Below are 25,210 nucleotides of genomic sequence, written 5' to 3'. Positions count from 1 at the left end.
ATGCGCATTACATTGTCAGCCTTAGCCTCGAAGCTCGGGCTTGAACATACTGGTGCTGACATGGAGATTGCCGGAGTAAACACTCTGGACAAGGCCGGACCTGACGAATTGTCATTTTTGGTCAATCCGAAATACCAGCACCTTTTGGAAACGACAAAGGCCGGATGTGTTCTCACATCCGGCCCTTATGCCGACAAGACGCCGTGTGCGCTTATCAGCAAAAATATTTATATGGATCTGGCAAAAGTGGTGAATCTTTTTGCCCGTCCGCAAGGGTGTTTCAACGGCATCAGTGAATTGGCGTATGTCCATCCTGATGCACATGTTGATGCCTCGGCAACGATCTATCCCTTTGCCTTTATTGGCGAAGAGGCTGTCGTCGGGCCAGAAACAGTTGTTTTTGCCGGAGTGTATATTGGTGAAAGGACTCGTGTTGGTTCGAAATGTATTTTGTACCCCAATTCGGTTGTCATGGGTGGTGTGCGTCTCGGCGACAATATTATTTTGCAGCCCGGGGCGGTTATTGGTGGGGATGGGTATGGATATGCCCAGACACCTGCTGGCCATATGAAAATTCCGCAGATCGGGATTGTCGAGATCGAGAACGATGTTGAAGTCGGTTCGAACACGGCAATTGATCGGGCCGCTTTGGATACTACCCGGATTAAACGGGGAACCAAAATCGATAATCTGGTGCAGATCGGGCACAATGTCGAAATCGGTGAACATTGTCTTGTGATTGGTCAGGTTGGTATCGGCGGAAGTACCGTCGTTGGAAACGGCGTTGTTCTGGCTGGTCAGGTTGGTGTCGCAGACAATGCGAAGATTGGTGATGGTGCCATGGTTGGCGCGCAAAGTGGCGTTGCTGGGACCGTCGAACCCGGAAGTAAGGTTGCGGGATCACCGGCAATGAAGGCCGGGACCTTTTTGAAAGCTGGCGTGTGTATGCCGAAATTACCTGATTTGTTTAAACGGGTGAAGAAATTGGAAAAGGAATTGGCGACCCTCAAGGCAATGGAAGCCAATGGAGCAAATAATGAGTAATGAATGTGTCCTGGATATTCGTCGTATTCTGGAAATGTTGCCACATCGGTATCCTTTTCTGCTTGTTGACAGGGTTTTGGAATTGGAACCAGGCATTCGTCTCAAGGCGATCAAGAATGTGACGATGAATGAGGAGTTTTTTCAGGGGCATTTCCCGAATATGCCCGTGATGCCGGGGGTTTTGCAATTGGAAGCTCTTGCTCAGGCAGGAGGGCTCCTTGTCATGAATTCTCTCAATGAACCGCTTGGCGATAAAGTTTTTCTTTTCACCGGATTGAATAAGGTCAAATTCAGAAGACCGGTCGTTCCCGGGGATCAATTAGAACTGAATGTTAGCTATGAACGGCATAAATTGAATATTTGGAAAATGCGTGGTGTCGCCAAGGTTGACGGTCAGGTCACATGTCAGGGTGAGTTTTCCGCTGCCGTTGCAGATAAAGGGGATATGTAAGATGGCAACTGTTATCCATCCGAGTGCTGTTATCGATCCGTCAGCCGAAATTGGTGAAGACGTTCAAATCGGCCCATATGTCGTCGTCGGTGCGGAGACGAAAATTGGCGATGGAACTTTTTTGGAATCGCATACGGTTATTCAGGCCAATACAGTGCTTGGAAAGAATAATCATATTCATCCACATGCCGTCATTGGCGGCGAACCTCAGCACAGTGCCTATAAAGGTGAAAAGACCTGTACGCACATCGGCGACAACAATATCATTCGTGAGTGCGTGACTATTCACCGTGGGACTGTTCAAGGGTGTGAAAAAACACAGATTGGTTCCAATTGTATGTTCATGGCGTATTCGCATATCGCCCATGATTGCCAGGTGGGTGACAATGTCATTCTTGCAAACGCGGTCCAGTTGGCTGGGCATGTCGAAGTCGGACGGAATGTTATCATCAGTGGGTTGTCCGCCGTGCAACAGTTCATTCGAATTGGCGAATACACCTTTCTTGGCGGAGCCAGCGGATACAAGCTGGATGTCCCGCCATTCATGTTGGCACATGGCGTGCGGGGGATGCTGTTTGGTCCGAACCTGATCGGTTTGCGGCGCAATGGGTTTGATACGGATGCGTGCAAGGCATTGAAACGGGCCTATAAAATTATTTTCCGTTCCGGATTGAAGCGTGAAGACGGTTTGGTCAAGGTCGAGGAAGAACTGCCCGGTTTTGCAGACGTTGATCGCCTTGTGGCCTTTATCCGTGAAAGCAAAAACGGTGTCACACCGGATCATAAACAGCGTAACGGAAACAATCACTAAATCCTTATCATGTCAGAATCAGTCAAGACTATTGGTCTTATCGCCGGAGGAATGCAGTTCCCCGTTCTTGTCGCTGAAGGTGTCAAGGCCAAGGGGCACAAACTTGTTGTTGCCGGTTTTACCGGGCACACCAATATGGATGTTGTCCCGTTGGCTGACGTTTGGATGGAATTAAAGTTGGGCAAGCTGAATAAGCTCGTCAACTACCTGAAATCCAACGGGGTTGAGAACGTGATTATGGCAGGGACCATCGAAAAGCCGAAGGTCATGGATATCAGACATTTGGATATGCGGGCTGTGAAGTTGGTTCTTGGGAAGAAGAATCGTGGTGATTCCGCTTTGCTGAATCTCATCTCTGGTGAATTTGAAAAAGAGGGAATGCCAGTAGTTCCAGCTCATGAGTTTTTGCCGGAATTGTTGACCCCTGAAGGGGTTTTGACGACCCGAGAGCCTAATGATCGTGAATGGAGTGATTTGCGATTTTCGTGGAGAATAGCCAAAGAACTCGGCCGAATGGACGTTGGGCAATGCCTGATTGTTCGTGAGGGGATTGTTGCTGCAGTCGAGGCACTTGAAGGAACCGATGCCGCCATCAAGCGAGGGTGTGAATTCGGTGGTAACGGGTGCGTTGTTGTCAAGGTTTTCAAACCCGGGCAGCAAGAAGAAGTCGATCTTCCGAGCTTGGGAATGGATACCTTGAAGGTCATGGCTAAGGGCAAGGCCACGTGTCTCGGTATTGAAGCTGGTAAAAGTCTTTTCTTTGATCGAGAAGCCGCTCTCGCCTATGCCGATCAGGCCGGAATTTCCATTGTTGGGCTTCGAACTGATTTTCCTGCCGAATCTTTCTGATTTTTTCCTTCAATGATGAACAGACCTTGCCAATGCGTTGGGTCTCGTGCAATCAATTATAGAGAATGGTGTTAATTTCTGGCGGGGTTGATCACAATCCCGTCAGTATATATTTGAATAGGTGTACCGATGGATACTGCTTTGGATTGTGTGCCGTGTTTTATGAAAATGGTGATCCGCGAGGCTCGGCTGGCCTGCCCGGACGACATTGACTTGCAACATGAAATTGTCATGGAATGGTGTCAGACGCTTTCCCAGCTTGACTTGCGATGTCCCCCGCCTGTTTTTGCCCGGTATTTGGCTGAGTTGATTCAGCGAAAAACCGGATGTGGGGATCTGTATCGTCAGGACAAGGACGAGGCAAACAGGGTTGTCACGGCCTTGCTGCCTGATCTCGAAAAACGGATCGCTTTGGAGCGCGAAAAAGCGGATGGTGATCCTTTGGCCCTTGCCTTGGAATTCGCGATCATTGGTAATTACATGGATAAGGGTGTAGAGATAGAATTTGATCTCGAAGAAGAGATGGCCAACGTCACCAGAACGATTTCACCGGATGTTCTGAGTGATTTGGAGGCCGATATTTTCCCTGGAGCCAAGGTCTTGATTCTTGGCGATAACACTGGGGAAATCGTGCTGGATACATTGCTTGTCAAAGAGTTCCAGCGGTTGGAATGTGATGTGACATTCGCTGTGCGATCCTGTCCGGTCATTAATGATGCGACCATGGAAGATGCTGAGACTGTTGGCATGACAGCTTTGTGTCGCGTGGTTGAAAGTGGTGTTGATACTCCGGGAACCATTTTGGACAGGTGTACGCCCGAATTCCTTCAGATGATGAGGGACTCAGATATTATCCTTGCCAAGGGTTTGGGGAATTTTGAATCGCTTGAAGGCCGGTGGCCCGATATTTATTGTGCATTCAAGGTCAAGTGCAAACGGATTGCTGACAAGACCGGGTTAGAATTCGGCACGAGTGCCTTTTATCGAACACAATTGGATGAAGCGGAGAACGGGGACGGAGGTGTCCCGGATGCGAGCAGCGATTAGACGATTGTTTCTTCTCCTGTTGGAGCTATGTGTCATTCTTGTTTTAGGACTGACCATCGCTGTGTTTTGGGCTTCTTATTATATTGATACTGCAAATTTCAGAACGGCTTTTGTTGAAAAGATAGAGACGCTTCTCGACCGAAAGGTCGAATTGACTGGAGAGCTGGACATTGTTGCCTGGCCTGATCTGGCTCTTGAAGTCAAGGGATTGCGTATTGAAGAATCCCCTGATTTCGGGTCCGGGATTGCAGCGGACTTCGAAACGGTTCGGATATTGGTCTCAGTGTTGCCATTGCTTTCGAAGCAACTGAAAATTGAGTCGGTTGTTTTGGATGGTATGACGGGAACGGTCCTTTCTGACGAGCAGGGCCGTTTGAATTGGCAAAGCCTTTTTACGACTGAGATGATTCAGGGAGATGACAGTTCATCCGTATTTGATGGATGGCGTTTTTCTGTTGAAACTATTGAAATTTTTGATGCGGATATTCTGTACCGCGATAGTGCCTCCCACAACGAATACCGATTGAGCGGCCTCAATTTGAACACCGGCATTTTCAAACCTGATGAAGATGTCTCTTTTACCGTGAGTAGTACTTTTTCCTTGGAGGAGTATGGGCTTCTGTCCGAACTGACGTTGAAAGGGCGACTTCGTGTGCCCTCTGATGGGGCTACTGTCCTGCTTCGGGATGCGTCGATCTATGCGACTCTGACTGGCGATTTTATGCCGGAAGGAGCGGCTCCGGGACAGATGACAGGATTTCTTGACGTGGATTGGGACAATCGGTCGGTGGGCGTTCGTGATTTACAAGTCCTGTTTCTGGGCCTTCGGGCGGAAGGGAATATTCAAAGTGGCAATTTGAGTCAGGGCCTCTCCGCTGAAGGGCATGTGATAGTCCATCCTTTTACTCCGGCTGAAGTGATTGCCCGGCACGCTCCATCATTGCCGGTGAAAGATGTGCAAGGGCTGGAAAGCAGTGCTTTGACGTCTTTTATCCGGATTTCTGAGACTGGAATTCATTTTGACAACCTGGCTTTGACTCTCGACGATCTGATTATTCGTGGAGCATTGAATATTGAAGGGTACGCAGACCCTGTCTTTGATTTTTCGATGCGGACAAACGCACTTGATCTTGATCGATATCTGCCGCTTTTCGTGACAGGAACCCCGTTTGTCTGGGGAGACTTCCATTTGGATTTTTTCCGACAACTGCGTGCAAAAGGGGTGGTGCGTGCTGAGGCTTTGACCATTTTGGACACCACGCTTGCGGATGTGCGGCTGAAAGTTTCTGCACAGAAGGGGACGCTTGCTTTTGGTGCCCAGGCAGCTCGTCCTGATGGAACAACTTTGAACGGAACACTGGATGTCGTTGTGGGAAAATCCTCCCAAACCGGTGTGCCGACCTTGGCTCTTGAAAGTATGATGCACGTCCAATCGTCCGAAGATGGATTCGCCGAGCTTCAGGGGCCGCTTTTTGCCCTTGGAGGTTTGGGGAAGTGCTCGGTAACGGTGTCGGTTCCACCTCTTCCGTGTCCACCAAGGCAGCGATCAATTTTGATCCTACGAGCTGTGCGAGGGCAGATTGATGGTGCTTTAGACAAAGGGAGTTTCCAATATACGGATGCGTCAAAGCAAAACCAGCGTCTGGAGTACTCCAGTGTCAGCACACGGATGACTATTACTCCTGCGGCCGGGACATCGGAAACACAGTGGAACAGTGCTGTCGATGCTTCTGTCAGGCTTCGGGGTGGAACAGATATCGAATCCCTTGCCGTGCTCGCGCAGGGACCTTTGAGCGTCGGCATTGAGGATGGGCGTGTGATGAGTTCGGGCATGGCCGTCAATGGGCATGTGTTGTCCTCGGTTTTGCCTCGGGATGCCAAACGGCTGACGGCAAATGGGACGATCGCTTTTGATTCGGAAGAAGACACCCTTTCAGTGGTTGATGGTTTTGTACGGGTTTTGGAAACCTCTCTCAAAGGCTCCGTTCAGGTTCGCGATCTGACCACGACGCCGAAAGGAACCGGGACAGTGGAATTGTCCGGGGTTAATCCCAAGCGAATTGTCTATCTATTGGCAAACAAGGCCTTGCGGACCCGGGATGGTACGGCTTTGACGAATGTGGACCTGAAAACCCCATTTTCTTTTGATGAAAAAGGATTTTCGCTGACGAATGTCCGTGCAGAATTCGATGGAATGCCGATACAGGGACGAATTGATGGAGCGGGGTTCATTCATCCTATGTTGACCTTTTCCTTGAGTGCCGGAGCATTCGATCTGGACAGATATCTTCCTCCACCTCGCCAACCGAATTCTCGAACTGGAGTGGTGCCCAAGGCAGAACCGGTGGATTTGCCGCTCGCATTTTTTCAAGCACTTCGGCTTGATGGGAAGGTGGCCTTTGAGTCTTTTACACTGGCGGCTATTCGGACAACCCGGTTGACAGGGCGTCTCAAGGCGGATGCCGGAAATATCCATGTGGCCAATGTGCGTGGACAGACCTACGGTGGGGCGTTGACCGGGGATTGGAAAGGAACGGTTTCTTCGCGTGCCTTGAGTACTGACCTGCTTTTGGATGTGCGAAACATGCAGGCTGGCCCATTCATGACCGACGTGGCTGATCGGGATTATATACGGGGACAAACCGACATTTCGTTTGCTCTCAAAAGTCGAGGGGTGACTGACGATAGCATTCTTGCCAATCTGGATGGAATGGCTAAATTGCAAATCACCAATGGGTCTTTCAAATTTACAGGATATGGGGGACAGCCTGACCAGGTTTCGACACAAAGGACGTCGGATACAATTCGGACGAAACGGTCACCGCAACCCAGTGCGAGGACTTCTTTTCGTCGGGCGACTTCCGAATATTCCGTCAAGCGGGGCGTTTTTACGGCTCAGACGTGGAGAGTGGAAGCGCCGCCGGTTTTGCAGTCGTATGGCAAAGGTGGATTCAGTCTGCCTGACAATACCATTGACCTGTCTATTCGAAATGATTTCGTGGCTGTTCCAAGCGTGACACTTAAATTGATCGGGAAATTAACAGACCCCGCTGTTCGGATTCCAACAGGAAGAATTGTTCACGACACGGTGTTCAACATTTTGAGCATTCCCGAAAAGTCGTTCCAATTCTTACGAGATCTTTTTTGATGAATTGAGGCTACCTTGCGTGTCCGACGCGAAACAGTATACGATAGTAACTGATGGTGTGCCGGAGAAATAGGTATGGAGACGAGTGGAGTGCTCATGAGTGCAGCGAAATTGAAACAGACACCCCGGAATGTGAAACGGCTTTTTTCTGAAGGTATTTGGGTGCGGAATACGCCGGATACCCCCTTTCCTTTGCGAATTGTGCGAGGAGCCAGTCGCCTTGCGTATTTGATCGGATTCGGATTCATCAAGGATCAGATGGTCATTCGTGCGGCCGCGTTGACGTTTACGACCATTTTATCGATCGTTCCCTTCCTTGCGGTCGCCTTTTCCATTTCCAAGGGGTTTGGATTACAAAATACCGATTTTATTCGGACGCTTATTCTCAAAATGACCACTGGCCGTGTAGAAGTCGCTGATAAAATCATCGAATACATTGATCGGACCAATGTTCAGGCTTTGGGATGGGTCGGTGTTGCAACACTGTTGTTCACAGTTTTTTCTCTCATCGGGACCACTGAAAAGGCGTTCAATACCATTTGGAATGTGACCAAAGGCCGTTCCGCCTGGCGAAAGGTAGCGGATTTTTTCCCGGTGATCCTGATTTGTCCATTGGTTTTGATCGTGGCTTCCAGCTTCAACGTCAGTCTGCAACAGCAGCAAATGGTGACCGGCTTTTTGAGTGTGGAAACCATCGGCCTGCTTGAGACCGCATTTCTCAAGGTCACGCCATACATCCTGATTTCATTGGCCTTCATGTTCATGTACGCCTTCATTCCATACACCCGGGTGAACATTGTCGCGGCGCTTATGGGCGGGGTTGTCGGTGGCGTGTTGTGGCAGATGGCGCAATGGCTGTACATTAATTGGCAGATCGGGGCGGCCAAGTATAATGCTATTTATGGAAGCTTCGCTCAGTTGCCGTTATTGCTTATTTGGATCTACATCAGTTGGCTGATCGTTTTGCTGGGCGCTGAAGTGAGCTACAGTTGGCAGAATATCAATTCGTTTGTGAAACAACGGTATTTTGGCGAGGCAACGCCGTATGAGCGGCAGAAAATTGCTGTTCTGATGATGGTGGTGCTGGCCCAACGGTTTCATGCGGGCAAGCCGCTGCCGTCAGTGGAAGAAATTTCAGATGGTCTCATGGCGCCGTCAGCATTGGTCTCGGATCTGTTCACGTTGCTGCAAAAAGCGGGGTATACCGTGCTCGCCGATGTGAAAGGATGTGAAATCTATGCCCCGGCGCGGGCGTTGGATGAAATTCGAGTGCTGGACATCATTCGTGTGGTCAATATGGATGGGGAGCTTCGGGTCTTTGAAGCCTTTGCCAAGAAATTTGGTTATTTGGATACCCTGTTCGGGGCGTTGGCTGAAGCGACCAGTCAGAGTGAGGCGAACCTCACTCTGCTGGAATGTGCTGAATCATATGCTTCGTCTATTTCGAGTATTGCGCCGGAAGCTGGTGCGCTGGGACTTTGTTCTCACACTTCGGTGTGATTGTGGCTACTTGGCGTATACTGCTTCGTAATGCGTTTTCAAGGCGTTGAATGTGCCGTTTTCGATGGCGGCTCGAATCTGTTTCATGAGGTCGAGATAGAAGTAGAGATTGTGGTACGTGTTGAGTCTGTACGACAATAACTCTTTGGCCTGATACAAGTGGCGCAGATATGCCTTGGAGAAATTGCGGCAGGTGTAGCAATTGCAATTGGGGTCAAGCGGGGAGTCGTCTTCCGCGAATTCGGCCCGTTTGATATTGATTTTGCCCATGGATGTGAACAAGGTGCCGTTACGGGCATTGCGCGATGGCAGCACGCAGTCGAACATGTCCACTCCAGCTGACACGCCTTCCAGTATATCCAGCGGTGTGCCGACGCCCATCAGGTATCGGGGTTTTTCTTCCGGCATTTTGGGGGCGATGTGGTTGAGAATGTCATACATTTCTTCCGTGGATTCTCCCACTGACAATCCGCCGATGGCAAATCCTTCAAAGTCGATCTGACGCAGTTGGTACAGACTTTTTTCCCGTAAATCCTTGTGAAAGCCGCCTTGGACAATGCCGAACATGAGCTGGTCACCACTTCCCTTGGGATAATGATCCCGGCAGCGTTGTGCCCATCGTGTCGTCATTTCGAGGGATTTTTCGGTGTATTTGCGATCATTGCCGTACCCGACACATTCATCGAGGACCATCATGATGTCCGAACCGAGATTTTTTTGGATATCAATGGCCTTTTCCGGTGAGAAAAAATGTTTTGATCCGTCGAGGTAGGATCGGAATTCAACGCCTTCCTCGGATAACTTGCGGATACCCTGAAGACTGAAGACCTGGAATCCGCCACTGTCTGTCAGAATGGGGCGTTTCCAGTTGGAAAATTTGTGCAGACCACCGCGCCGTGCCACGAGATCGTCGCCGGGGCGCAGATACAGATGGTAGGTGTTGCCGAGTATTATCTGGGCATCCATTTCTTCGAGGTCCAGCGGGGTCAGGCTTTTGACCGTTCCCTGTGTCCCCACGGGCATGAAAATGGGGGTTTGAATATCGCCATGCGCGGTGCTCAATGTGGCGCGTCGTGCGTGGCCGTCGGTTGTGTGAACCGTGAAATTACCGGGTTTTGTCATTATTTAACTCCCTTTTTGGGGCAGATGTCGTTCAATTCGCAAATGTCGCATTTGGGCGTGCGAGCCGGACAAATTTCGCGACCGAAAAAAACGAGATAGTGGTTGATATCACCCCATTGTTCCTGTGGGAAAAGGGGCATAAGATCTTTTTCTATGGGAATCGGAGCGGTTTTCGTGGTGAGTCCCAGTCGAAAGGCAAGGCGTTTGACGTGGGTATCCACGGCAATGCCTTCGTTGACGCCAAATGCGTTGGACAGGACAATACTGGCTGTTTTTCGGGCCACTCCGCCAAGCGTGATGAGTTCCGCCATGGTTTGTGGCACCTCTCCATCATACTCTGTCATGATGCGTTGTGCCGCAGCTTTGATATTCTTGGCCTTGTTTCGGAAAAAACCAGTGGAATGAACCACGTTTTCAATGTCCGTGACATCAGCCTCTGCTGCGTCCTTGATGGTTGGCCATTGTGAAAAAAAGACCGGTGTCACTTTGTTGACCCGTTCATCGGTACACTGTGCCGACAAGGCCGTGGCAACGAGCAGCTCCCATGGCGTGGACCATGTCAGGGCCGGTTCAGGGCGTGGATAGCGTTGTGACAACCGTGCGTATATTACTTTGGCGCGTTCTTTTTTTTTCATGAAGTCTCCATGACGGAGGGTGTTAGCATTTGCCTTTCCAACGCTCAACCCCCAATTGTCGGGGCGAGGATCGTGGTTGTGTCTTGAATCGAGACCGTTTATTTCAAACAAAGGAGTAATGATGGCTGCATCGTTTGTGTACATGACGTGCTCGACTATGGTCGAGGCGGAAAATATCGCGACAATTCTTGTGGAACGCCGGCTGGTTGCGTGTGCGAATATCATGGAGGGCATGAAATCCATATATTGGTGGGAAGGGGCAGTGCATCGGGCAGAGGAAGCGGTTCTTGTCGTCAAGACCCGGTCGGACCTGGTTCCTGAGCTGACCGAAGCGGTCAAGGCCATGCATGAATATGCTGTTCCGTGCATTGTCGCCATGCCTATTCACGATGGAAATCCGGATTTTTTACAATGGATTCAGGCGGAAACCCGTGCATCCTGACTGGGTGTTTTTTCATGACGCCAGACCGTTGACAGCACTGTGAGCAAGATCGTACCTTCCCGCTGGTAATTTTCAGTCACCTTTTGAGGAGTTATAATGAATATCTATATCACCGGTTCTCTTGCCTACGATCGCATCATGTCCTTTCCCGACAAGTTTTCCAACCATATCCTGCCTGACAAGATTCATATTCTGAATGTATGTTTTCTCGTTGACGGTTTGGTCGAACGGTTTGGTGGAACAGCCGGTAATATAGCGTATACGCTGGCTTTGCTTGAAGGGAAATCCACCATTCTCAGTCAGGTGGGCAAGGATTTCACCGCATATGACAAACATTTGCAGGGCTTTGGCATTTCTGTCGAGGGAATACGGACTTTGGATCAGGAATTCACCGCCGGTGCCTATATCACGACCGATCAGTCAGACAATCAGATCACGGGGTTCAATCCTGGTGCCATGAAATATCCCTGCCTGTATGATATGACACAGATCAACGGGAGTGATTCGCTCGGCATTGTGTCTCCAGGCAATGTGGGTGATATGATTGACCATCCGAGATTCTATCGGGAAAACAAGATCCCTTTCATTTTTGATCCGGGCCAGCAGATTCCTGCCTTGACGGGTGAACAGTTGCAAGAGGCTTTCCAGGGGGCAGAGATTCTGATCACCAATGACTATGAATTGGAATTGATCATGAATTCCACAGGAATGTCCAAAGAGGCGTTGCTGGATTCCGTGGAATACCTTGTGACGACTCTTGGGGACAAGGGTGCTGTCATCAATTGCAAGGGAGACGCGACGCATATTAATGCCGTCCCTGTGGAAACGGTCGCTGATCCCACCGGTGTGGGCGACGCTTTTCGTGCTGGGTTGTTGAAAGGGTTGTCCATGGGCAAAAGCGTGGTTGATTCGTGTAAAATGGGGGCAACCAGTGCCACGTTTGTTATTGAAACCGACGGCCCACAGGAGCATACTTTCACCATGGACGAATTCACTGCCCGATATGAGGCGGCATTTGGTCCCTTGGAATAAACAGTACTGAAATGTTTCGCCGAGGAGGGCGTCATGATCGAACTCGATACCAAATCAATTGCACTGTATTTGAAACGTGTGTTCGGCGATGATGCCCGTCTTGTCGGGGCTGGTGATATCGGCAATCTGGATGAACAAGGGATGAAGGGGTTTGGCTATGGCAAGCCGCTTCTGCTTCGGTTCGAGGTCGGTGGAGAACGTCGGGAAGCAGTCTTGTCCATTATGAAAGGGGACAAGTACGGCCATCAGTTCTATTGGGATCGGGGTGCCTGTCTCATGTTTCAGTATGAGACCTCGGCCCGGATGGAACGGCATGTCCTGCCGCTCGGGCTTGGCTATGTGGATGGCTCGGATTCATTGGTCCCGGTGGATGAGCCGAGAGAATTCTTCATCCTGAATGAGAAATTGGACGGCCATGATTATTTCCTCGACCTTGATCGAATCAGGACCGGGGATATTCGAGATGCCGATGAAACTCTCGCGAGAGAGTTCGGTCGGTGGCTGGCCCGGATTCACCATGTCAAACATGATGACCCGCACTTGTATTATCGACGTGTCCGCAATCTGCTCGGGTCAAGTGAGTGCATCCTTGGGTTGATCGACGAAGCCTTTCCCCACCCCTATTTGTCATTTTCAGATGAACGCTTCATCGCCTTGGAAAAACGGTTGATCGATTGGCGGTGGAAGCTCAAGAACTATGCCCACCGATTGAGCGTGGTCCATGGCGATTTCCATCCATGGAATGTTCTCGTGACAGAGTCCGGAGATTTTTCGGTTCTGGACCGAAGTCGTGGTGAATGGGGCGAACCGGCCGGTGACCTCGCAACCATGGCGATGAACTATCTGTTGTGGAGCCTGTATGATACAGACCGAATGAGTGGGCCGTTCGAACGGCTGTATCGTGCGTATATGGAGGAGTATCTGGAGCAGACAGGGGATACGGAGATCTTTGAAGTCATGGCGCCTTTTTGCGTATTCCGGGGACTGGTCATCGCCTCTCCCGAGTGGTATCCGGATCATCCGAAATCCGTGCGCCACCGACTTTTCAATTTCGTGTCTCGTGTTCTTGAGGACGATGTTTTCGATTGGGAGAACATCAACAAATATCTGGAGTGACCATGGTTGGACAGGGCAACGGATGGGCCATCTGGATTGTCGGCCTGCCGGGAAGCGGAAAATCCACAGTGGCGCACGGGGTGCATGACGTTTTGACAGGTCGTGGCATCGCGGCGGAATTGCTTCAGATGGACGCTCGACGCAGGACCTACTTTCCGCGTCCGACGTATTCGGTCGAGGAACGGGAAAAGGCGTATTCCCTGTTTGTTGACGAGGCTGTTCGATATGTACGCCGTGGGCAAAATGTCGTGATGGACGGGGCTGCGTATCAACGTTCAATGCGAGCGTCCGCGCGGCAGCAGATTGATCGATTTGCGGAGATTTTCATTCAATGTTCTTTGGATGAAGCCATTCGTCGGGAGGCGGCTCGGCCGGATGGTATGGTGATGGCCGGATTATATGCCAAGGCATTGCATCGCAAGCGGACCGGAGAGCCGTGTGCAGGATTGGGTGATGTTATTGGTGTGGACGTGGCTTTTGAAAAAGACCAGAATGCCGAGTTCATTATTGATAATACCCTGTTGTCCCCAGAGGAAACTTTGAGAAAAGTCTTGCACTTTCTGGACACATGGATTCCGAATGCGTAATTCCTGCCGGTAGGCAACGCAATACACAGATAACCTTCAACAGCCCGTGTCTCGGGCCGGATAGATTTTATATGAAATTTCACATCACTACCTTTGGGTGCCAGATGAACGTCCATGACTCCCAATGGCTCACCCGTGCATTGGAAAGCCGGGGTTGGGTCCAGGCGGATGAGTCCGAGGCCCAGGTTTTTATTCTCAATACATGCAGTGTCCGGGATAAGCCGGAACAAAAAGTGTATAGCGAGCTTGGCCGTATTGCCGCACATGTCAAACGCGATGAAACGGTTTTTGCCGCAGTGGGCGGGTGTGTCGCCCAACAGGTTGGTACAGGATTTTTTGATCGGTTTCCTTTTGTGAAGCTCGTTTTCGGTTCCGATGGCATTGCTGGTGCTCCCAATGCCCTTGAACAGGTTGCCGCAGGCAAGGGGAACCGACTGGCTTTGCTTGATTTTGTTCCGGTTTATGAAGAGCGGGAACAACCAGAAGAAGAGACTGTGACCATCCCCGAGACCCGGCAGGCATTTGTCAATATCATGCAGGGGTGTGACAATTTCTGTTCATACTGCATTGTTCCGTATACTCGGGGCCGGCAAAAGTCCCGTCATCCCGATGCCATCCTTGATGAATGTCGTCTTCTGGTTGAGAGTGGCGTGCGGGAAATTTCTTTGCTCGGGCAGAATGTGAATAGCTTTGGTTTGGATAAAGGCGGTGTCGGCGTGAGTTTTGCCGAACTGCTGACCCGTGTGGCGGCAATTGACGGACTGGACAGGCTCCGGTTCACAACTTCGCATCCCAAAGATATCGCTCCCGAGGTCATCACCGCGTTTGGTGAGCTTGAGAATTTGTGCCCATCGCTCCATCTGCCCATGCAGGCTGGGTCTGATCGGGTTTTGAAAGCCATGCGTCGAAAATACGATATTGCCCGGTATCTTTCTATCGTTGACGGTTTGAAAGCTGCCCGACCGGATATAGCCCTGACTTCGGATATCATTGTTGGATTCCCCGGTGAAACTGAGGACGATTTTCAGAAAACCCTTGATATGGTGGAAAAAGTCGGATTTGAGTCCAGTTTTTCCTTCAAGTATTCTGATCGTCCAGGCGTTGCCGCGGTGAACATGGAGCCGAAAGTCAGCTCGGAAGTCGCGTCTGAAAGGTTGATGCGCTTGCAGACTTTGCAAAATAATATTACTAGAAAATGTCTAAAGAATCTGGTCGGTGTTGAGACTCATGCGTTTATCGAAGGATTGAGTCGAAAGCAGGGGACCAACTTGACGTCCTGGAAGGGGCGTGATTTGGCCGGAAGAATTGTCAATGTCGAGATGCACGAGCAGAGTGGTTTGGTCGGTATGATGGTTCCTGTCAGAATCGTTGAAGCAAAAAAACATTCTTTGAATGGAGAAAGGATAGGCGAGCTGTGGTAGAGGTTGAAATATTCGGACTTGCATTAGATGAAACGGGGAAATCCCCCATTCTTGTCCTCAAGGACAAGGACGATGCCATGGTCCTGCCCATTTGGATTGGCGCTGTGGAGGCCATGTCGATTTCCATGGCTATCAATGAAGTCCCATTTCCTCGTCCCATGACGCATGATTTGTTATTGAATACGATCCATGCGCTCGGTGGAACGGTGAAGCGAATCGAGTTGACTGATATTGAAAACGGAACGTTTTTTTCGGAAATCTTGGTCTCCATGGAGCAGAAGACCCGGCGTATCGACAGCAGGCCTTCGGATGCCATTGCCTTGGCAGTGCGTGCTGATTGTCCGATTTTTGTCAGCCAGCGTGTGCTTGATGAAGCGGGCGCACCATTTCCAGAACATACCCAGACGGTGATCAGTACCGAGAATTCCGAGACATGGATGGACACGCTGGAAAAGTTGTCGGAAGACGACATCAAATACAAAATGTAGGCATAGAATGATTGATCTGCACACACATACTATTTTCAGTGACGGCGAACTCATTCCCGCCGAACTTGTTCGCAGGGCTGAAGTCATGGGTTACAAGGCGCTTTGCATGACCGACCATGCGGACGAAAGTACCATGTATCATACGTTGGAGAATATCCTTCGTTTTGTAAAAAAACATGGGCATTTCTTTGACGTCAACGTGATGGCCGGAGTGGAATTGACCCATGTCCCACCCGCTTTGATTGACGGTATGGTGCAGGATGCAAGAGAGGCCGGTGCGCAGATTGTTGTTGTTCATGGTGAAACGCCGGTTGAACCCGTGGCTCCCGGAACGAATTTGGCCGCGATTGAAGCCGGTGTTGATGTCTTGGCGCATCCCGGACTGATTACTGACGAAGAAGTCAAACTGGCGGTCGAAAAAGGCGTGGCTTTGGAGATAACGACCCGAGGCGGGCACAGTTATACCAATGGTCATGTTGCGGCGATTGCCCGTCGGCACGGCGCAAAACTGGTCGTGAATAACGATGCCCATGCTCCCCGGGATCTGATCTGTAGCGAGTTGCGGAAAACCATTGCCTTGGGTGCTGGATTGACCGTTGAGGAATACCGGCAGACCGAGAGCAATGCCTGGGAGATCGTCCAACGATGCATGAAGTAACACGGTATTGTCGCATGAGTGTGACTATGGAAGCGTATACGTCAAAATGATTCTGGAAAGCCGTGGCTTTGAGTAAGCTCGGCTTTTTCCGCATAATCGGGGCAAAGTGCCCGAAGATTCAAAGAAAGGTGCCACCATGAATTTTATGCCTGAGAGTGACATGCTGACCCTCCTGACCGGAGCGACTTTGGCCGTTAAGCTTGTGATGCTGTTTCTCGCGATGATGTCTATCTGGAGCTGGACAATCATTTTTTTCAAGTTCTTCACCATTGGTTCAGCTCGGAAAAAAGTCATGCAGGGCTATGACGCGTTCATGGATGCACAGGATTTGACCGCTGGCCTGAAGGTACTGGGAGATAGGGAACAGTCTCCATTGGCCCGGGTTTCGACATTGGCCGTCCATGAATTCCGTTTGTTGGAAAAAGCGGATGTCAATCGGGAACGGAAACGACTGCTGGTCAAGGATACATTGCGTCGTGTTTTGAAGCAGGGCATTTCAAAAGAAATGCGGGTTTTGACGCGAAACCTGCCTTTCTTGGCGACCTGTGCCAATGCCGCGCCGTTTATCGGGTTGTTCGGGACAGTTTGGGGAATCATGCATTCATTCCATTCCATTGGTTTGGCGCAATCTGCCGCCCTTGCAACCGTTGCTCCAGGAATTTCCGAAGCGTTGATCGCCACGGCCATCGGTTTGCTGGTCGCTATTCCCGCGACGATTTTTTACAACTATTTTCTTGGAAAACTTGGCGAAGTGGAAACCGGACTGGTGGATTTTGCCGGGGCGTTTTTGAACCGTGCGGAACGCGAAATCGCGTGGGCATCCAAATCCGAGAAAAAGTAGGAGCGTCTCATGGCTATCAAGACAGGCGGTGGCTTTCTCAATGAAATCAACGTGACGCCTTTTGTGGACGTCATGTTGGTTCTTCTGATTATTTTCATGGTGACCGCACCATTGATGACTCAGGGGGTTGAAGTCGATCTGCCGGTGACAAAGACAGTCAAGAATTTGCCACAGGATTCCGAGCATCTGGTGCTTTCCGTCAAAAAGGACGGGACGCTTTTCCTTGATGAATATCAGGTGGGGTTGGATGAACTCCAGAACCACCTGAAACGACTGGTCGCAACCCAGAAGAAACAGCTTTTTTTGCGTGCCGACAAGGAGGTTGCCTACGGGACCGTGGTGATGATCATGGGTGAAATCAAAGGTGCCGGTATCGATCGGTTGGGCATTGTGGCGGAAAAGACCACTGACGCTGAAAAAACATCAAAAAAATAGTATAGTCACAGTATGCGGCACAGTCTCGGTCTCCTTTTCTCCATTCTTCTCCACGCGCTTCTGGCCGTGGTCGCCATTTATGGCGTGAATACCGCTGGTGTGCAGGTCAATATGGATCGTCCAGTGTATACGGTTGACCTGGTTTCTTTGGCTCCACCGCCGCCGGGACCACCTGTTGAGGTAAAAGCCGTGGCCGAACCGGAACCAACCACTCCGGCAGTGCCAGTTGTCGAGGCCAAACCTGAGCCGGCTGTGGACAGTGCTCCGACGCCAGTCGTCGAGGCCAAACCAGAGCCTGAACCAGAGGTCAAAAAGATCAGCCCGAAAAAGGTTGAGAAAAAGACGGTGGTTAAAAAGAAGGAGCCCCCCAAACCCAAGCCAAAACCAAAGCCAAAGCCAAAACCGAAGCCCAAAAAAACGGCTGAACAATTGCTGGCCGAAGGGATGGCCGCTGCCAAGGCCACAACCAAGCGGCAGGATCAGAAAAAGCGAAAAGCCCTAGCTGATGAACTGGCCGCGCTCAAGAAGCGGGAAGGGGATCAGGTGTATGCCCATGGTGGACAACCAGGCGGTGTCGAAGATGGCGTCGCTGGTGGGGCGGTCGGAGGGTCCGGTTCCGGGCTGTCCGAAGTCTATTCGTTAATTGTGGGAGCAGCCATCAAGAAACATTGGCGCTATCCGGCTTTTGCCGGGGAAACCAATCTGATGGCGACCCTTGAGATAGTCCTTGAAGCCGATGGGAAAATCATGTCCTCGAAGATCCTTGAATCGTCAAACAATCCTGAATTTGACAATTCCGCTCTTCGGGCTATCAAGGAAACAGAATACGTGGAAAAGCCCAGAACCAAAAGGGATCGGGTCCTACGTATTAATTTTAACAGCCAGGAACTCTCAGAGTAAACGGTATGAAACGGATTTTGACACTATGTATGAGTTGCGTCTGTGCCTGCATTATCGCCGTGTCCGCGTCCGCTCAGGGACCGCTGACAGTTGATATTCATGGTCCGGGACAGCGGATGGTCAACATGACGCTTCTCCCTCCCAAAGGTCTGGACGGTTCTGCCGTGCCCGAAGCTGCGGCCCAGGCTTTCCAGGAGCTTGTGGCCAACGATTTGGCATATATTCCTTTTCTGAATATTGTGCCGATCACGGATTTGTTGGGTGGTGACCCCAGTCGGGGTGTGACCGCGGCGGATGTTGATTTCAAACCATTGCAACTGGCCAAGGTCGATCTGTGCATGACGATAGGCTGGAACGGTGAGTACCTTGAAGCTCGTGTCTTCGAAACGTTCAGTGGCCGCCGGGTGGTGGGAAAATCGTACCGGGAAGTGGGCCGGAATTTGCCCATGGTCGCTGATCGGCTGTGTTCATCCTTTCTCGAAGCCTTGACGGGGAAAAAAGGATTTTTTGATTCTCCCATTGCCTTCGTGAAACAGGAAGGGGAAACCAAAGAGATTTTCACCGTGCTTCCACAAGGACGGGGTTTGAAGCGGATCACGAAATTGGGTGGATACAACCTGAGCCCGGCCTGGTCGGCTGATGGCAAGCGTATCGCGTTTACACATATCAGCAAGACCCGGCATGAACTTGGTATTTACGATAGTGAAGCCGGGACGATCAGCCGGATGCATAAAGGATTGGGATCAACGGTTATCAGTCCTGTCTATGACCAGAACGACGTTCTTTATGTCGCTTTGAACCGAAACGGGACCACGAATATCTATACGTTGGATTCTGCTTACAAACCGGGTAAGATGCTGGTGCGTAGCCCCTATATTGACGTTTCTCCGAGTTTTGACAGAGCGGGAAAAAAGATGGCGTTTACTTCGGCCCGGGCCGGAAATCCGCATATCTATCTACTTGATATCATGACCGGGAAGATCAGACGGGTGACCACAACGGGTCGGTATAACACCCATCCGTGTTTGAGTCCTGACGGACGATATATCGCCTATACGCATCAAACTGCTGACGGACATCGTATCTTCTTGCATGATTTACAGACCGGCAGGGAAAAACAGTTGTCCTTTGGCCCGGGGAATGATGAGTATCCTGCATTTGGGCCTGATGGGTACTTCATTGCCTTTGCGTCCAGCAGGACAGGTGAGTACAAGTTGTATTTGTCAACGCGACATGGGGACAAGCCTCGAATGATTTCCACTGGAAAGGGACCGGCTTTTGCTCCGGCATGGGATACGGCACTTCAGCGGTAAATTGTCATGGAAGCGGGGTTGATTTTTTTGTACGAACAGGTGCATGGTACTCAATGCGAGAATCATTGAGGATTGGAGCATCTGAAATAATGGCCGGGCGACGGCTCTACCAAGGAGTGAGCATGAAAAACAGAGTGTATTTCGGAATTGTGGCCCTGTTGGCCCTGTCCCTTTTTGTCTTTGCAGGCTGTGCCAAGAAGACGACAACCACCACCCCGGCTGAGACGAAGGTTGAGGTGACGGACGATTCCCAGTGGACTCCCCCGCCAGCAGAACCGCAGGTTGATGAAGCCGCGTTGGCTGCCGAGGCGGAAGCTCAGGCCAAAGTCGAAGCGGTTGAAGAACTGTCGGGCGTGACGATTAATTTTGCTTTCGATTCCTATGAATTGAATGAGGAATCTCGGGCTGTCCTTGCGTTGAAAGCACGCATCATGCGGAAGTATACAGATGTGGGAGTGGTCATTGAAGGCCATTGCGACGAACGGGGAACGGAAGAGTATAACTTGGCTTTGGGTGAACGTCGAGCCCGTGCCGCATATGAGCATCTTGTTATCCTCGGTGTGGCTCCAGAACGCATGAAGCTCGTGAGCTTTGGCGAAGAGCGTCCTGTGGATGCCGCTCACAATGAAACGGCCTGGGCCAAGAATCGTCGGGCCGAATTCGTCGTTCAATAAAATTGTTTGAATATATTGAAATAAAACCGCCGCTTCTCTCGGGAAGCGGCGGTTTTTTGTTTAGAAAATCAGATGAATCAAATGGAGTCCTGCCATGGCGTACAGTCCTGCCACCCCATCGTCCAGCATGACGCCCAAGCCGCCGGGGAAAGTCCGTTCGGCCCAGTTGACTGGCCATGGTTTGAGTATGTCGAAAAATCGGAACAAGGCAAATGCCACGGCAAGATACCAGATGGGGAGTCCCTGAAAGAAAAGCAGGGCGAGCCATTGTCCGAAGAGTTCATCAATAATGACGCAACCGGGATCTTTTTTGTCAAAGACTATTTCTGCACGGGCACAGGCCCAAATGCCCACGAGGAGCACGACGGCAAGAGTAAGACACCGGCCCCACAGTGGCAGAGAAACGAAAAGCCATGGAGCTGCGACAATGGCGGCCAGTGATCCCCATGTTCCCGGTGCTTTTGGAAAATGTCCGATAGGGCCGAGTGTGGCCAATGCGGCGGCAAAGGTGTCAAGAGGTGATGTGGCTTTCATTTCTTATTCCGGTTGATGCAGTTCATAAAACGTTGATTTTCACCGAGTGCTCGTGTCAAAATAATGTCCTGTCCTGGTTCGAAACTGCAATCACGCCAGAAGTCGTGAGGGCTTCAACAACCATGGCAACAGGCAGGCCGACCACGTTGGTATATGATCCCCTGATTGCTGTCACAAGGAAAGTCCCGATTCCCTGTATTGCATACGCTCCGGCCTTGTCGGTTGGTTCGCCGGTGGCAATGTAGGCCTTGAGTTCGTCTTTCGAGGAAAGCCGCATATCCACATCCGTACTGACGGCCTTGGTAATACGTGCTGCATCCGGTAAAACCATGCAGAATCCGGTCATGACCTGATGGGTTTTTCCGGAAAGCGCCATAAGCATTTCAAGAGCATGTTCGTTATTTTTGGGTTTTCCCATGATTTGATCATTGAGAACGACAATGGTGTCGGCTCCGAGCACAATGTGTCCGGGGAATGAAGCCGCAACATCCAGTGTTTTCAGTTCTGCCATGCGTTTGACATAGGCTTGTGGTGCTTCGTCAGCGTCCGGTTTTGGCTCTTCGAGCGCACTCGGGCGGACGGTGAATTGGAGGCCGAGTTCGGCCAACAGTTCCTGTCGTCTGGGAGATCCGGAGGCCAAAACAAACGGGCGTGTCGTGGTAAATGGTCCTTTTCGTGTCGTCATGGATTCGATTTTTCCCCCATATTCTTTCAAGAGTCAACGTATGGCTGTCAGCTTTTTGTCAGTTCAACTCTTTTGTTGGCTTTTATGATAATTAAACATGGTATTTGAATATGTTATAAACATGGCAGCATTCTTGCTTAATTGTTGTACGCAGTCATGCGTAGGAGAGTACATGCAGGAAATAGAGAAAACTTTTGCCACTGATTTTTCCTCTTTTAGTCAGATGGATTCGGAAACCTCGATGCGTGGGGTGAATGATTGGGCTGTACCGTGGGCGGATTTGATGATGGTCATGTTTGTCCTGTTCGTTGTTCTGTTCATGTATGCCAGCACCCATCAGGATGTGAAGATACTGTTCAGTCCCCAGGCAGCGGAAAAGGCGCAGGCTTCGAGTTCATTTGATCCTCTTATTGGGTTGATTGGGCAGATTGCCAGTCGTGCGACGCCTGGAGGATCACAGAATCAAGTGCGAGTCGGTGAAACTGAAGTGCTGTTTCGATCTCGATCAAAGGGGATTTCCGTTGTTCGGGATGCTCCCGGGCGGGTGCGAATTTCACTTCGTGGGGCACTGTTTTTTGATGCCCAGTCGGGCCTGCTTAAACCTGCGTCTAGCCAGTATTTGAATGAATTGGCCGAGGTGGTGAAGCTCAGTTTTGGGACGGTCCATGTGGTTGGTTTTGCAGATAAGAGCGAATCGGTTGGGACTCAGAGTTTTCAGTTGTCTTCACAGCGCGCCACCAGTGTGGCGGATTTTCTCATTACCCAATTCGGGATTGTTCCCGAACGGGTTGTCGTCACTGGCCGAGGGGCATATCAGCCGGAAGTGCCGGATACCTCAGAAGCCAACAAAATACAGAATCGGCGAGTTGAAATCGTCATTGCACAGCAACGTTGAGTGCGTGGAGTACAGTCATGAGTAGGAAAAATGTCATTGGCGTGGTGATAAGCCTTCTTGTTTTTATTTGTAGTTTTATGTTGACCGGAGCGGCCGGAGCCTATTTCAACGTTGCCGCGTTTTTGGTTGTCGTGTCCGGGCTTGTTGCCGCCACGCTGTTAAGCTACCCGGTGCGGCATGTGAAGGATGCCTGCAAGGTTGCCAGAAAAATATATACATCCAAACATATTTCAGCAGAATCGATCGTCAATACATTGTTGGACCTTTCCGTCAAAAGTAAGGTCGATGGCATTTTGTCGCTGGAACGGTCAAAGGCCAGTGATACCAGTTCATTCATGAAAAATGGGTTGATTCTGCTTGTTGATAATTACAAGGAAGATGAAATTCGTGAATGCCTGAATGCGGAGATGGCCTTTTTCAATCTGCGCCGTCAGCAGAGTGAACGTTTTTTCCAAACACTTGCCCGAATGGCTCCGGCCTTTGGCGTGGCGGGAAGTGTGATCGGTTTGATCGGTTTGCTCATGGGAATAAATGACACCGCCGTCATTTTGAAGAGTATTCCTGTTGCATTTATTTCAACGTTGTATGGTTTGATTTTGAGCAATCTGGTTTTTTCTCCCATTGCCGAAAATATTAATTTTTCGACTCGGGCTGAATTGGTGAATCAAAAGTTGGTCTTGGAGGGGATTGTCGCTATCAGTACGGAACAGAATTCATATAAGTTGGAACGAAAACTGGCGTCTTTTCTTAGCCCAAGTGAACGCGAAGGCAAGACGGAAACGTTGCGGAAAATCACCCGAAAATACGTGCAGAAAAAACATCAGCCCGTTGACATCGAGGACATGCCGTCCGCTACCCAAGCGCAAGACAAGGCTACGGAAGCGGCCTAGTCAGATTCAATTTTTGGCACAAAAAATGGAGTCTTCGGGCTCCTTTTCTTTTTGACTGATTATGATAGTGTCCCGCAGACGGGAGGTTTTGTACCAATGGCGAAGATTTTGGCTGCGGATATTGGCGGGACGAACAGTCGGTTCGCACTTTTTGAAACCACGGATGATGGTTTCGAGATGGTGGACTCCATTTGGCTGGCCACCCAGAGTGCCCGGTCGTTTCCGCATCTTTTGGAGCAATTGTGGAGCAGTCGTTTTTCCGCGTGTCCAGGCGATTTTGAAAGTGCTGTTTTTGCCGTGGCCGGGGCCGTTGTCGGCGGCGTCTCTTGTCCTCGTTTGACCAATGCGTCTTGGGGGATTGATATTCGTGATATTGATTTCGGAACGGACACTGTGTGTGTGATCAACGATTTTGCCGCGCAAGCCTATGCGTGCCGAACTTCAGCCGTGGACAATGCCACGGTTATTCAAGAAGGTCACGCTCTTGACGGGGATCCCATTGGCGTGATCGGGGCTGGAACAGGTCTGGGCTATTCTGCGTTGCTCCCCTCGCTTTGCGGGTGGAGCGCTCTACCTTTTGAGGGAGGGCACATGACATTTCCCTTTGTGGGTGCCGAAGAGATGCAGTATGCCGCATTCAATCAACGGGAAAGTGGACGACATTGGCCGGAAGGGGACTCTGTCGTGACCGGGTTGGGATTGCATTTGGTTCACAAATATCTCACTGGCGAAGATTTGACGCCCGAAGCAATTTCGGCGTCCATTACAATAAACGATAGCACCACCCGATGGTACGCCCGGTTCTATGCCAGAGTGTGTCGGGATTGGGCCATCGGCGTCATGTCTCGCGGTGGCCTTTTTATTGCCGGAGGTATTGCCGCCAAGAATCCCATGTTTGTCACCGCATCGGATTTCTTGGAAGAGTTCCATAATTCACATATTTATGAAGATTTTTTGCACACTGTGCCCATCCGTCTCAATTGCAATGAAGAGAGCGGGTTATATGGAGCCGGATTCTATGGGAATCAACGGTTGATGCGATAAGGTGCATTTTACGCATGAAATATGCTTGATTAAGCGGTTTGATACGGGTAGAAAGCCTCTTCCGTTGAAAAGTACATGCAGGAGATGTTTCATTATGGGGAATAAAAGTAGATACCAGAAGATGTTTCCGGTTTCCTGGGAGCAACTGCATCGAGACTGTCGGGCCTTGTCCTGGAGACTCGTTGAAAAGGGACCATGGAAAGGCATTCTGGCCATCACTCGTGGCGGGTTGGTCCCGGCAGCAATCATTGCTCGCGAACTGGATATTCATCTGATTGATACGATTTGTCTCTCTTCGTATAATTGGAAAGAACAAGGGGCAGCGAATATCCTCAAGCAGGTTGAGTGTGACGGAGAAGGGTGGCTGCTTGTCGATGACCTCGTGGATACGGGGAAAACCGCAAAAATAGTTCGGAACATGGTCCCCAAGGCACAATTTGCCACAGTGTACGCCAAGCCTGAAGGTCGGCCTTTGGTCGATACTTATATTACGGAAGTGAGTCAGGATACCTGGATTTTATTTCCTTGGGATGCCGGTTCCCAGTTTGTTGAACCCATTGCCCAGGTTTCTGACGACGACTAAAATTTTTATATCCATGCTGATAACTCTCGGCTGTTTCCTTCGAGTCTTGCCCGATTTGATGAGCT

General features: G+C 50.4%; 27 protein-coding genes. 23 read left to right on the top strand and 4 right to left on the bottom strand.

The window, feature by feature from the left end:
* The 7 genes from lpxD (at position 1) to GO013_RS12270 (ending at position 8,850) form a co-directional block, all read left to right on the top strand.
* A complete protein-coding gene (gene lpxD / locus GO013_RS12300) occupies positions 1-1,044 on the top strand; it encodes a UDP-3-O-(3-hydroxymyristoyl)glucosamine N-acyltransferase (RefSeq protein ID WP_163811545.1) in 1,044 nt (347 codons plus the stop codon).
* Positions 1,037-1,495, top strand: a complete 459-nt coding sequence (fabZ, locus tag GO013_RS12295) for a 3-hydroxyacyl-ACP dehydratase FabZ (protein WP_163811544.1) — start codon at positions 1,037-1,039, stop codon at positions 1,493-1,495. Before lpxD ends, fabZ begins: the two co-directional genes overlap by 8 nt.
* Before the next feature lies 1 nt (position 1,496).
* Entirely contained in the window at positions 1,497-2,306 is an 810-nt protein-coding gene (gene lpxA, locus GO013_RS12290) for an acyl-ACP--UDP-N-acetylglucosamine O-acyltransferase (protein ID WP_163811542.1), read from the top strand.
* Between the two features lie 9 nt (positions 2,307-2,315).
* Complete coding sequence (lpxI, locus tag GO013_RS12285; protein WP_163811540.1) at positions 2,316-3,155, top strand: UDP-2,3-diacylglucosamine diphosphatase LpxI; 840 nt, start codon at positions 2,316-2,318, stop codon at positions 3,153-3,155.
* Between the two features lie 129 nt (positions 3,156-3,284).
* Positions 3,285-4,202 (top strand): ARMT1-like domain-containing protein, encoded by a 918-nt coding sequence (locus GO013_RS12280; protein WP_163811538.1) that lies wholly within the window; start codon positions 3,285-3,287, stop codon positions 4,200-4,202.
* The gene (locus tag GO013_RS12275) at positions 4,186-7,350 is read left to right on the top strand and encodes an AsmA family protein (protein ID WP_163811536.1); all 3,165 of its coding nucleotides are present in this window, start codon (positions 4,186-4,188) and stop codon (positions 7,348-7,350) included. The genes GO013_RS12280 and GO013_RS12275 overlap by 17 nt, the downstream gene beginning before the upstream one ends.
* 96 nt (positions 7,351-7,446) lie before the next feature.
* Positions 7,447-8,850 carry a YhjD/YihY/BrkB family envelope integrity protein gene (locus GO013_RS12270; protein WP_163811534.1) on the top strand — a complete coding sequence of 468 codons (1,404 nt, stop codon included), beginning with the start codon at positions 7,447-7,449 and terminating at the stop codon, positions 8,848-8,850.
* A gap of 6 nt (positions 8,851-8,856) precedes the next feature.
* Here GO013_RS12270 and tgt read toward each other — a convergent pair whose 3' ends face one another.
* Both tgt and nth read right to left on the bottom strand, forming a co-directional pair.
* Positions 8,857-9,972 carry a tRNA guanosine(34) transglycosylase Tgt gene (tgt, locus tag GO013_RS12265; RefSeq protein WP_163811532.1) on the bottom strand — a complete coding sequence of 372 codons (1,116 nt, stop codon included), beginning with the start codon at positions 9,970-9,972 and terminating at the stop codon, positions 8,857-8,859.
* On the bottom strand, positions 9,972-10,607 hold the full coding sequence (nth, locus tag GO013_RS12260; RefSeq protein ID WP_163811530.1) for an endonuclease III: 636 nt from the start codon (positions 10,605-10,607) through the stop codon (positions 9,972-9,974). The genes tgt and nth overlap by 1 nt, the downstream gene beginning before the upstream one ends.
* Before the next feature lie 121 nt (positions 10,608-10,728).
* Here nth and cutA point away from each other — a divergent pair, with 121 nt between their 5' ends.
* The 12 genes from cutA (at position 10,729) to pal (ending at position 20,514) form a co-directional block, all read left to right on the top strand.
* The gene (gene cutA, locus GO013_RS12255; protein WP_163811529.1) at positions 10,729-11,049 is read left to right on the top strand and encodes a divalent-cation tolerance protein CutA; all 321 of its coding nucleotides are present in this window, start codon (positions 10,729-10,731) and stop codon (positions 11,047-11,049) included.
* A gap of 96 nt (positions 11,050-11,145) precedes the next feature.
* A complete protein-coding gene (locus GO013_RS12250; protein WP_163811527.1) occupies positions 11,146-12,081 on the top strand; it encodes a carbohydrate kinase family protein in 936 nt (311 codons plus the stop codon).
* Between the two features lie 33 nt (positions 12,082-12,114).
* Positions 12,115-13,197, top strand: a complete 1,083-nt coding sequence (locus GO013_RS12245) for an aminoglycoside phosphotransferase family protein (RefSeq protein WP_163811526.1) — start codon at positions 12,115-12,117, stop codon at positions 13,195-13,197.
* Between the two features lie 2 nt (positions 13,198-13,199).
* Entirely contained in the window at positions 13,200-13,784 is a 585-nt protein-coding gene (locus tag GO013_RS12240) for an adenylyl-sulfate kinase (RefSeq protein WP_163811524.1), read from the top strand.
* Between the two features lie 71 nt (positions 13,785-13,855).
* Positions 13,856-15,205 carry a tRNA (N6-isopentenyl adenosine(37)-C2)-methylthiotransferase MiaB gene (gene miaB / locus GO013_RS12235; RefSeq protein WP_163811522.1) on the top strand — a complete coding sequence of 450 codons (1,350 nt, stop codon included), beginning with the start codon at positions 13,856-13,858 and terminating at the stop codon, positions 15,203-15,205.
* Positions 15,199-15,693, top strand: a complete 495-nt coding sequence (locus GO013_RS12230; RefSeq protein WP_163811520.1) for a bifunctional nuclease family protein — start codon at positions 15,199-15,201, stop codon at positions 15,691-15,693. The genes miaB and GO013_RS12230 overlap by 7 nt, the downstream gene beginning before the upstream one ends.
* Positions 15,694-15,700: 7 nt before the next feature.
* Positions 15,701-16,351 (top strand): histidinol phosphate phosphatase domain-containing protein, encoded by a 651-nt coding sequence (locus GO013_RS12225; RefSeq protein WP_163811518.1) that lies wholly within the window; start codon positions 15,701-15,703, stop codon positions 16,349-16,351.
* Positions 16,352-16,487: 136 nt separating this feature from the next.
* A complete protein-coding gene (locus GO013_RS12220) occupies positions 16,488-17,192 on the top strand; it encodes a MotA/TolQ/ExbB proton channel family protein (protein WP_163811516.1) in 705 nt (234 codons plus the stop codon).
* Between the two features lie 9 nt (positions 17,193-17,201).
* Entirely contained in the window at positions 17,202-17,627 is a 426-nt protein-coding gene (gene tolR, locus GO013_RS12215; RefSeq protein ID WP_163811514.1) for a protein TolR, read from the top strand.
* A 12-nt stretch (positions 17,628-17,639) separates the two neighbouring features.
* The gene (locus GO013_RS12210) at positions 17,640-18,527 is read left to right on the top strand and encodes a TonB family protein (RefSeq protein ID WP_163811512.1); all 888 of its coding nucleotides are present in this window, start codon (positions 17,640-17,642) and stop codon (positions 18,525-18,527) included.
* Between the two features lie 29 nt (positions 18,528-18,556).
* Complete coding sequence (locus GO013_RS12205) at positions 18,557-19,840, top strand: protein tolB (RefSeq protein ID WP_239057853.1); 1,284 nt, start codon at positions 18,557-18,559, stop codon at positions 19,838-19,840.
* Between the two features lie 122 nt (positions 19,841-19,962).
* On the top strand, positions 19,963-20,514 hold the full coding sequence (pal, locus tag GO013_RS12200) for a peptidoglycan-associated lipoprotein Pal (protein ID WP_163811509.1): 552 nt from the start codon (positions 19,963-19,965) through the stop codon (positions 20,512-20,514).
* 60 nt (positions 20,515-20,574) lie between these two features.
* Here the strand turns inward: pal and GO013_RS12195 are convergent, their stop codons facing one another.
* Both GO013_RS12195 and GO013_RS12190 read right to left on the bottom strand, forming a co-directional pair.
* On the bottom strand, positions 20,575-21,048 hold the full coding sequence (locus tag GO013_RS12195; protein WP_163811507.1) for a phosphatidylglycerophosphatase A: 474 nt from the start codon (positions 21,046-21,048) through the stop codon (positions 20,575-20,577).
* A gap of 55 nt (positions 21,049-21,103) precedes the next feature.
* The gene (locus tag GO013_RS12190) at positions 21,104-21,733 is read right to left on the bottom strand and encodes a Maf family protein (RefSeq protein ID WP_163811505.1); all 630 of its coding nucleotides are present in this window, start codon (positions 21,731-21,733) and stop codon (positions 21,104-21,106) included.
* Between the two features lie 172 nt (positions 21,734-21,905).
* Between GO013_RS12190 and GO013_RS12185 the strand changes: the two genes are divergently transcribed.
* From GO013_RS12185 to gpt, 4 genes are all read left to right on the top strand, one after another.
* A complete protein-coding gene (locus GO013_RS12185; protein ID WP_163811503.1) occupies positions 21,906-22,628 on the top strand; it encodes an OmpA family protein in 723 nt (240 codons plus the stop codon).
* 17 nt (positions 22,629-22,645) lie between these two features.
* Positions 22,646-23,518, top strand: coding sequence for a MotA/TolQ/ExbB proton channel family protein (locus GO013_RS12180; protein ID WP_163811501.1), 873 nt, complete (start codon positions 22,646-22,648; stop codon positions 23,516-23,518).
* 96 nt (positions 23,519-23,614) lie between these two features.
* Positions 23,615-24,562 carry a glucokinase gene (locus tag GO013_RS12175; RefSeq protein WP_163811499.1) on the top strand — a complete coding sequence of 316 codons (948 nt, stop codon included), beginning with the start codon at positions 23,615-23,617 and terminating at the stop codon, positions 24,560-24,562.
* A gap of 94 nt (positions 24,563-24,656) precedes the next feature.
* Complete coding sequence (gene gpt, locus GO013_RS12170) at positions 24,657-25,145, top strand: xanthine phosphoribosyltransferase (RefSeq protein ID WP_163811497.1); 489 nt, start codon at positions 24,657-24,659, stop codon at positions 25,143-25,145.
* Positions 25,146-25,210 lie beyond the last annotated feature (65 nt).

Origin of the sequence: Pseudodesulfovibrio sp. JC047, assembly GCF_010468615.1 — a bacterium.
Classification (GTDB): domain Bacteria; phylum Desulfobacterota; class Desulfovibrionia; order Desulfovibrionales; family Desulfovibrionaceae; genus Pseudodesulfovibrio.
Note: the sequence above shows the minus strand (reverse complement) of the source record. Positions and strands in the feature narration are given on the sequence as shown.

What these genes read in the sequence shown, in the direction of transcription:
- tolR (WP_163811514.1), top strand. Translation starts at nt 17,202, where the DNA reads ATGGCTATCAAGACAGGCGGTGGCTTTCTCAATGAAATCAACGTGACG.
- miaB (WP_163811522.1), top strand. Translation starts at nt 13,856, where the DNA reads ATGAAATTTCACATCACTACCTTTGGGTGCCAGATGAACGTCCATGAC.
- GO013_RS12280 (WP_163811538.1), top strand. Translation starts at nt 3,285, where the DNA reads ATGGATACTGCTTTGGATTGTGTGCCGTGTTTTATGAAAATGGTGATC.
- tgt (WP_163811532.1), bottom strand. Translation starts at nt 9,972, where the DNA reads ATGACAAAACCCGGTAATTTCACGGTTCACACAACCGACGGCCACGCA.
- GO013_RS12275 (WP_163811536.1), top strand. Translation starts at nt 4,186, where the DNA reads ATGCGAGCAGCGATTAGACGATTGTTTCTTCTCCTGTTGGAGCTATGT.
- GO013_RS12190 (WP_163811505.1), bottom strand. Translation starts at nt 21,733, where the DNA reads ATGACGACACGAAAAGGACCATTTACCACGACACGCCCGTTTGTTTTG.
- GO013_RS12245 (WP_163811526.1), top strand. Translation starts at nt 12,115, where the DNA reads ATGATCGAACTCGATACCAAATCAATTGCACTGTATTTGAAACGTGTG.
- nth (WP_163811530.1), bottom strand. Translation starts at nt 10,607, where the DNA reads ATGAAAAAAAAAGAACGCGCCAAAGTAATATACGCACGGTTGTCACAA.
- GO013_RS12195 (WP_163811507.1), bottom strand. Translation starts at nt 21,048, where the DNA reads ATGAAAGCCACATCACCTCTTGACACCTTTGCCGCCGCATTGGCCACA.
- lpxA (WP_163811542.1), top strand. Translation starts at nt 1,497, where the DNA reads ATGGCAACTGTTATCCATCCGAGTGCTGTTATCGATCCGTCAGCCGAA.
- GO013_RS12185 (WP_163811503.1), top strand. Translation starts at nt 21,906, where the DNA reads ATGCAGGAAATAGAGAAAACTTTTGCCACTGATTTTTCCTCTTTTAGT.
- gpt (WP_163811497.1), top strand. Translation starts at nt 24,657, where the DNA reads ATGGGGAATAAAAGTAGATACCAGAAGATGTTTCCGGTTTCCTGGGAG.
- GO013_RS12225 (WP_163811518.1), top strand. Translation starts at nt 15,701, where the DNA reads ATGATTGATCTGCACACACATACTATTTTCAGTGACGGCGAACTCATT.
- GO013_RS12175 (WP_163811499.1), top strand. Translation starts at nt 23,615, where the DNA reads ATGGCGAAGATTTTGGCTGCGGATATTGGCGGGACGAACAGTCGGTTC.
- GO013_RS12250 (WP_163811527.1), top strand. Translation starts at nt 11,146, where the DNA reads ATGAATATCTATATCACCGGTTCTCTTGCCTACGATCGCATCATGTCC.
- GO013_RS12220 (WP_163811516.1), top strand. Translation starts at nt 16,488, where the DNA reads ATGAATTTTATGCCTGAGAGTGACATGCTGACCCTCCTGACCGGAGCG.
- GO013_RS12180 (WP_163811501.1), top strand. Translation starts at nt 22,646, where the DNA reads ATGAGTAGGAAAAATGTCATTGGCGTGGTGATAAGCCTTCTTGTTTTT.
- GO013_RS12240 (WP_163811524.1), top strand. Translation starts at nt 13,200, where the DNA reads ATGGTTGGACAGGGCAACGGATGGGCCATCTGGATTGTCGGCCTGCCG.
- GO013_RS12270 (WP_163811534.1), top strand. Translation starts at nt 7,447, where the DNA reads ATGAGTGCAGCGAAATTGAAACAGACACCCCGGAATGTGAAACGGCTT.
- fabZ (WP_163811544.1), top strand. Translation starts at nt 1,037, where the DNA reads ATGAGTAATGAATGTGTCCTGGATATTCGTCGTATTCTGGAAATGTTG.
- GO013_RS12205 (WP_239057853.1), top strand. Translation starts at nt 18,557, where the DNA reads ATGAGTTGCGTCTGTGCCTGCATTATCGCCGTGTCCGCGTCCGCTCAG.
- GO013_RS12210 (WP_163811512.1), top strand. Translation starts at nt 17,640, where the DNA reads ATGCGGCACAGTCTCGGTCTCCTTTTCTCCATTCTTCTCCACGCGCTT.
- lpxD (WP_163811545.1), top strand. Translation starts at nt 1, where the DNA reads ATGCGCATTACATTGTCAGCCTTAGCCTCGAAGCTCGGGCTTGAACAT.
- lpxI (WP_163811540.1), top strand. Translation starts at nt 2,316, where the DNA reads ATGTCAGAATCAGTCAAGACTATTGGTCTTATCGCCGGAGGAATGCAG.
- cutA (WP_163811529.1), top strand. Translation starts at nt 10,729, where the DNA reads ATGGCTGCATCGTTTGTGTACATGACGTGCTCGACTATGGTCGAGGCG.
- pal (WP_163811509.1), top strand. Translation starts at nt 19,963, where the DNA reads ATGAAAAACAGAGTGTATTTCGGAATTGTGGCCCTGTTGGCCCTGTCC.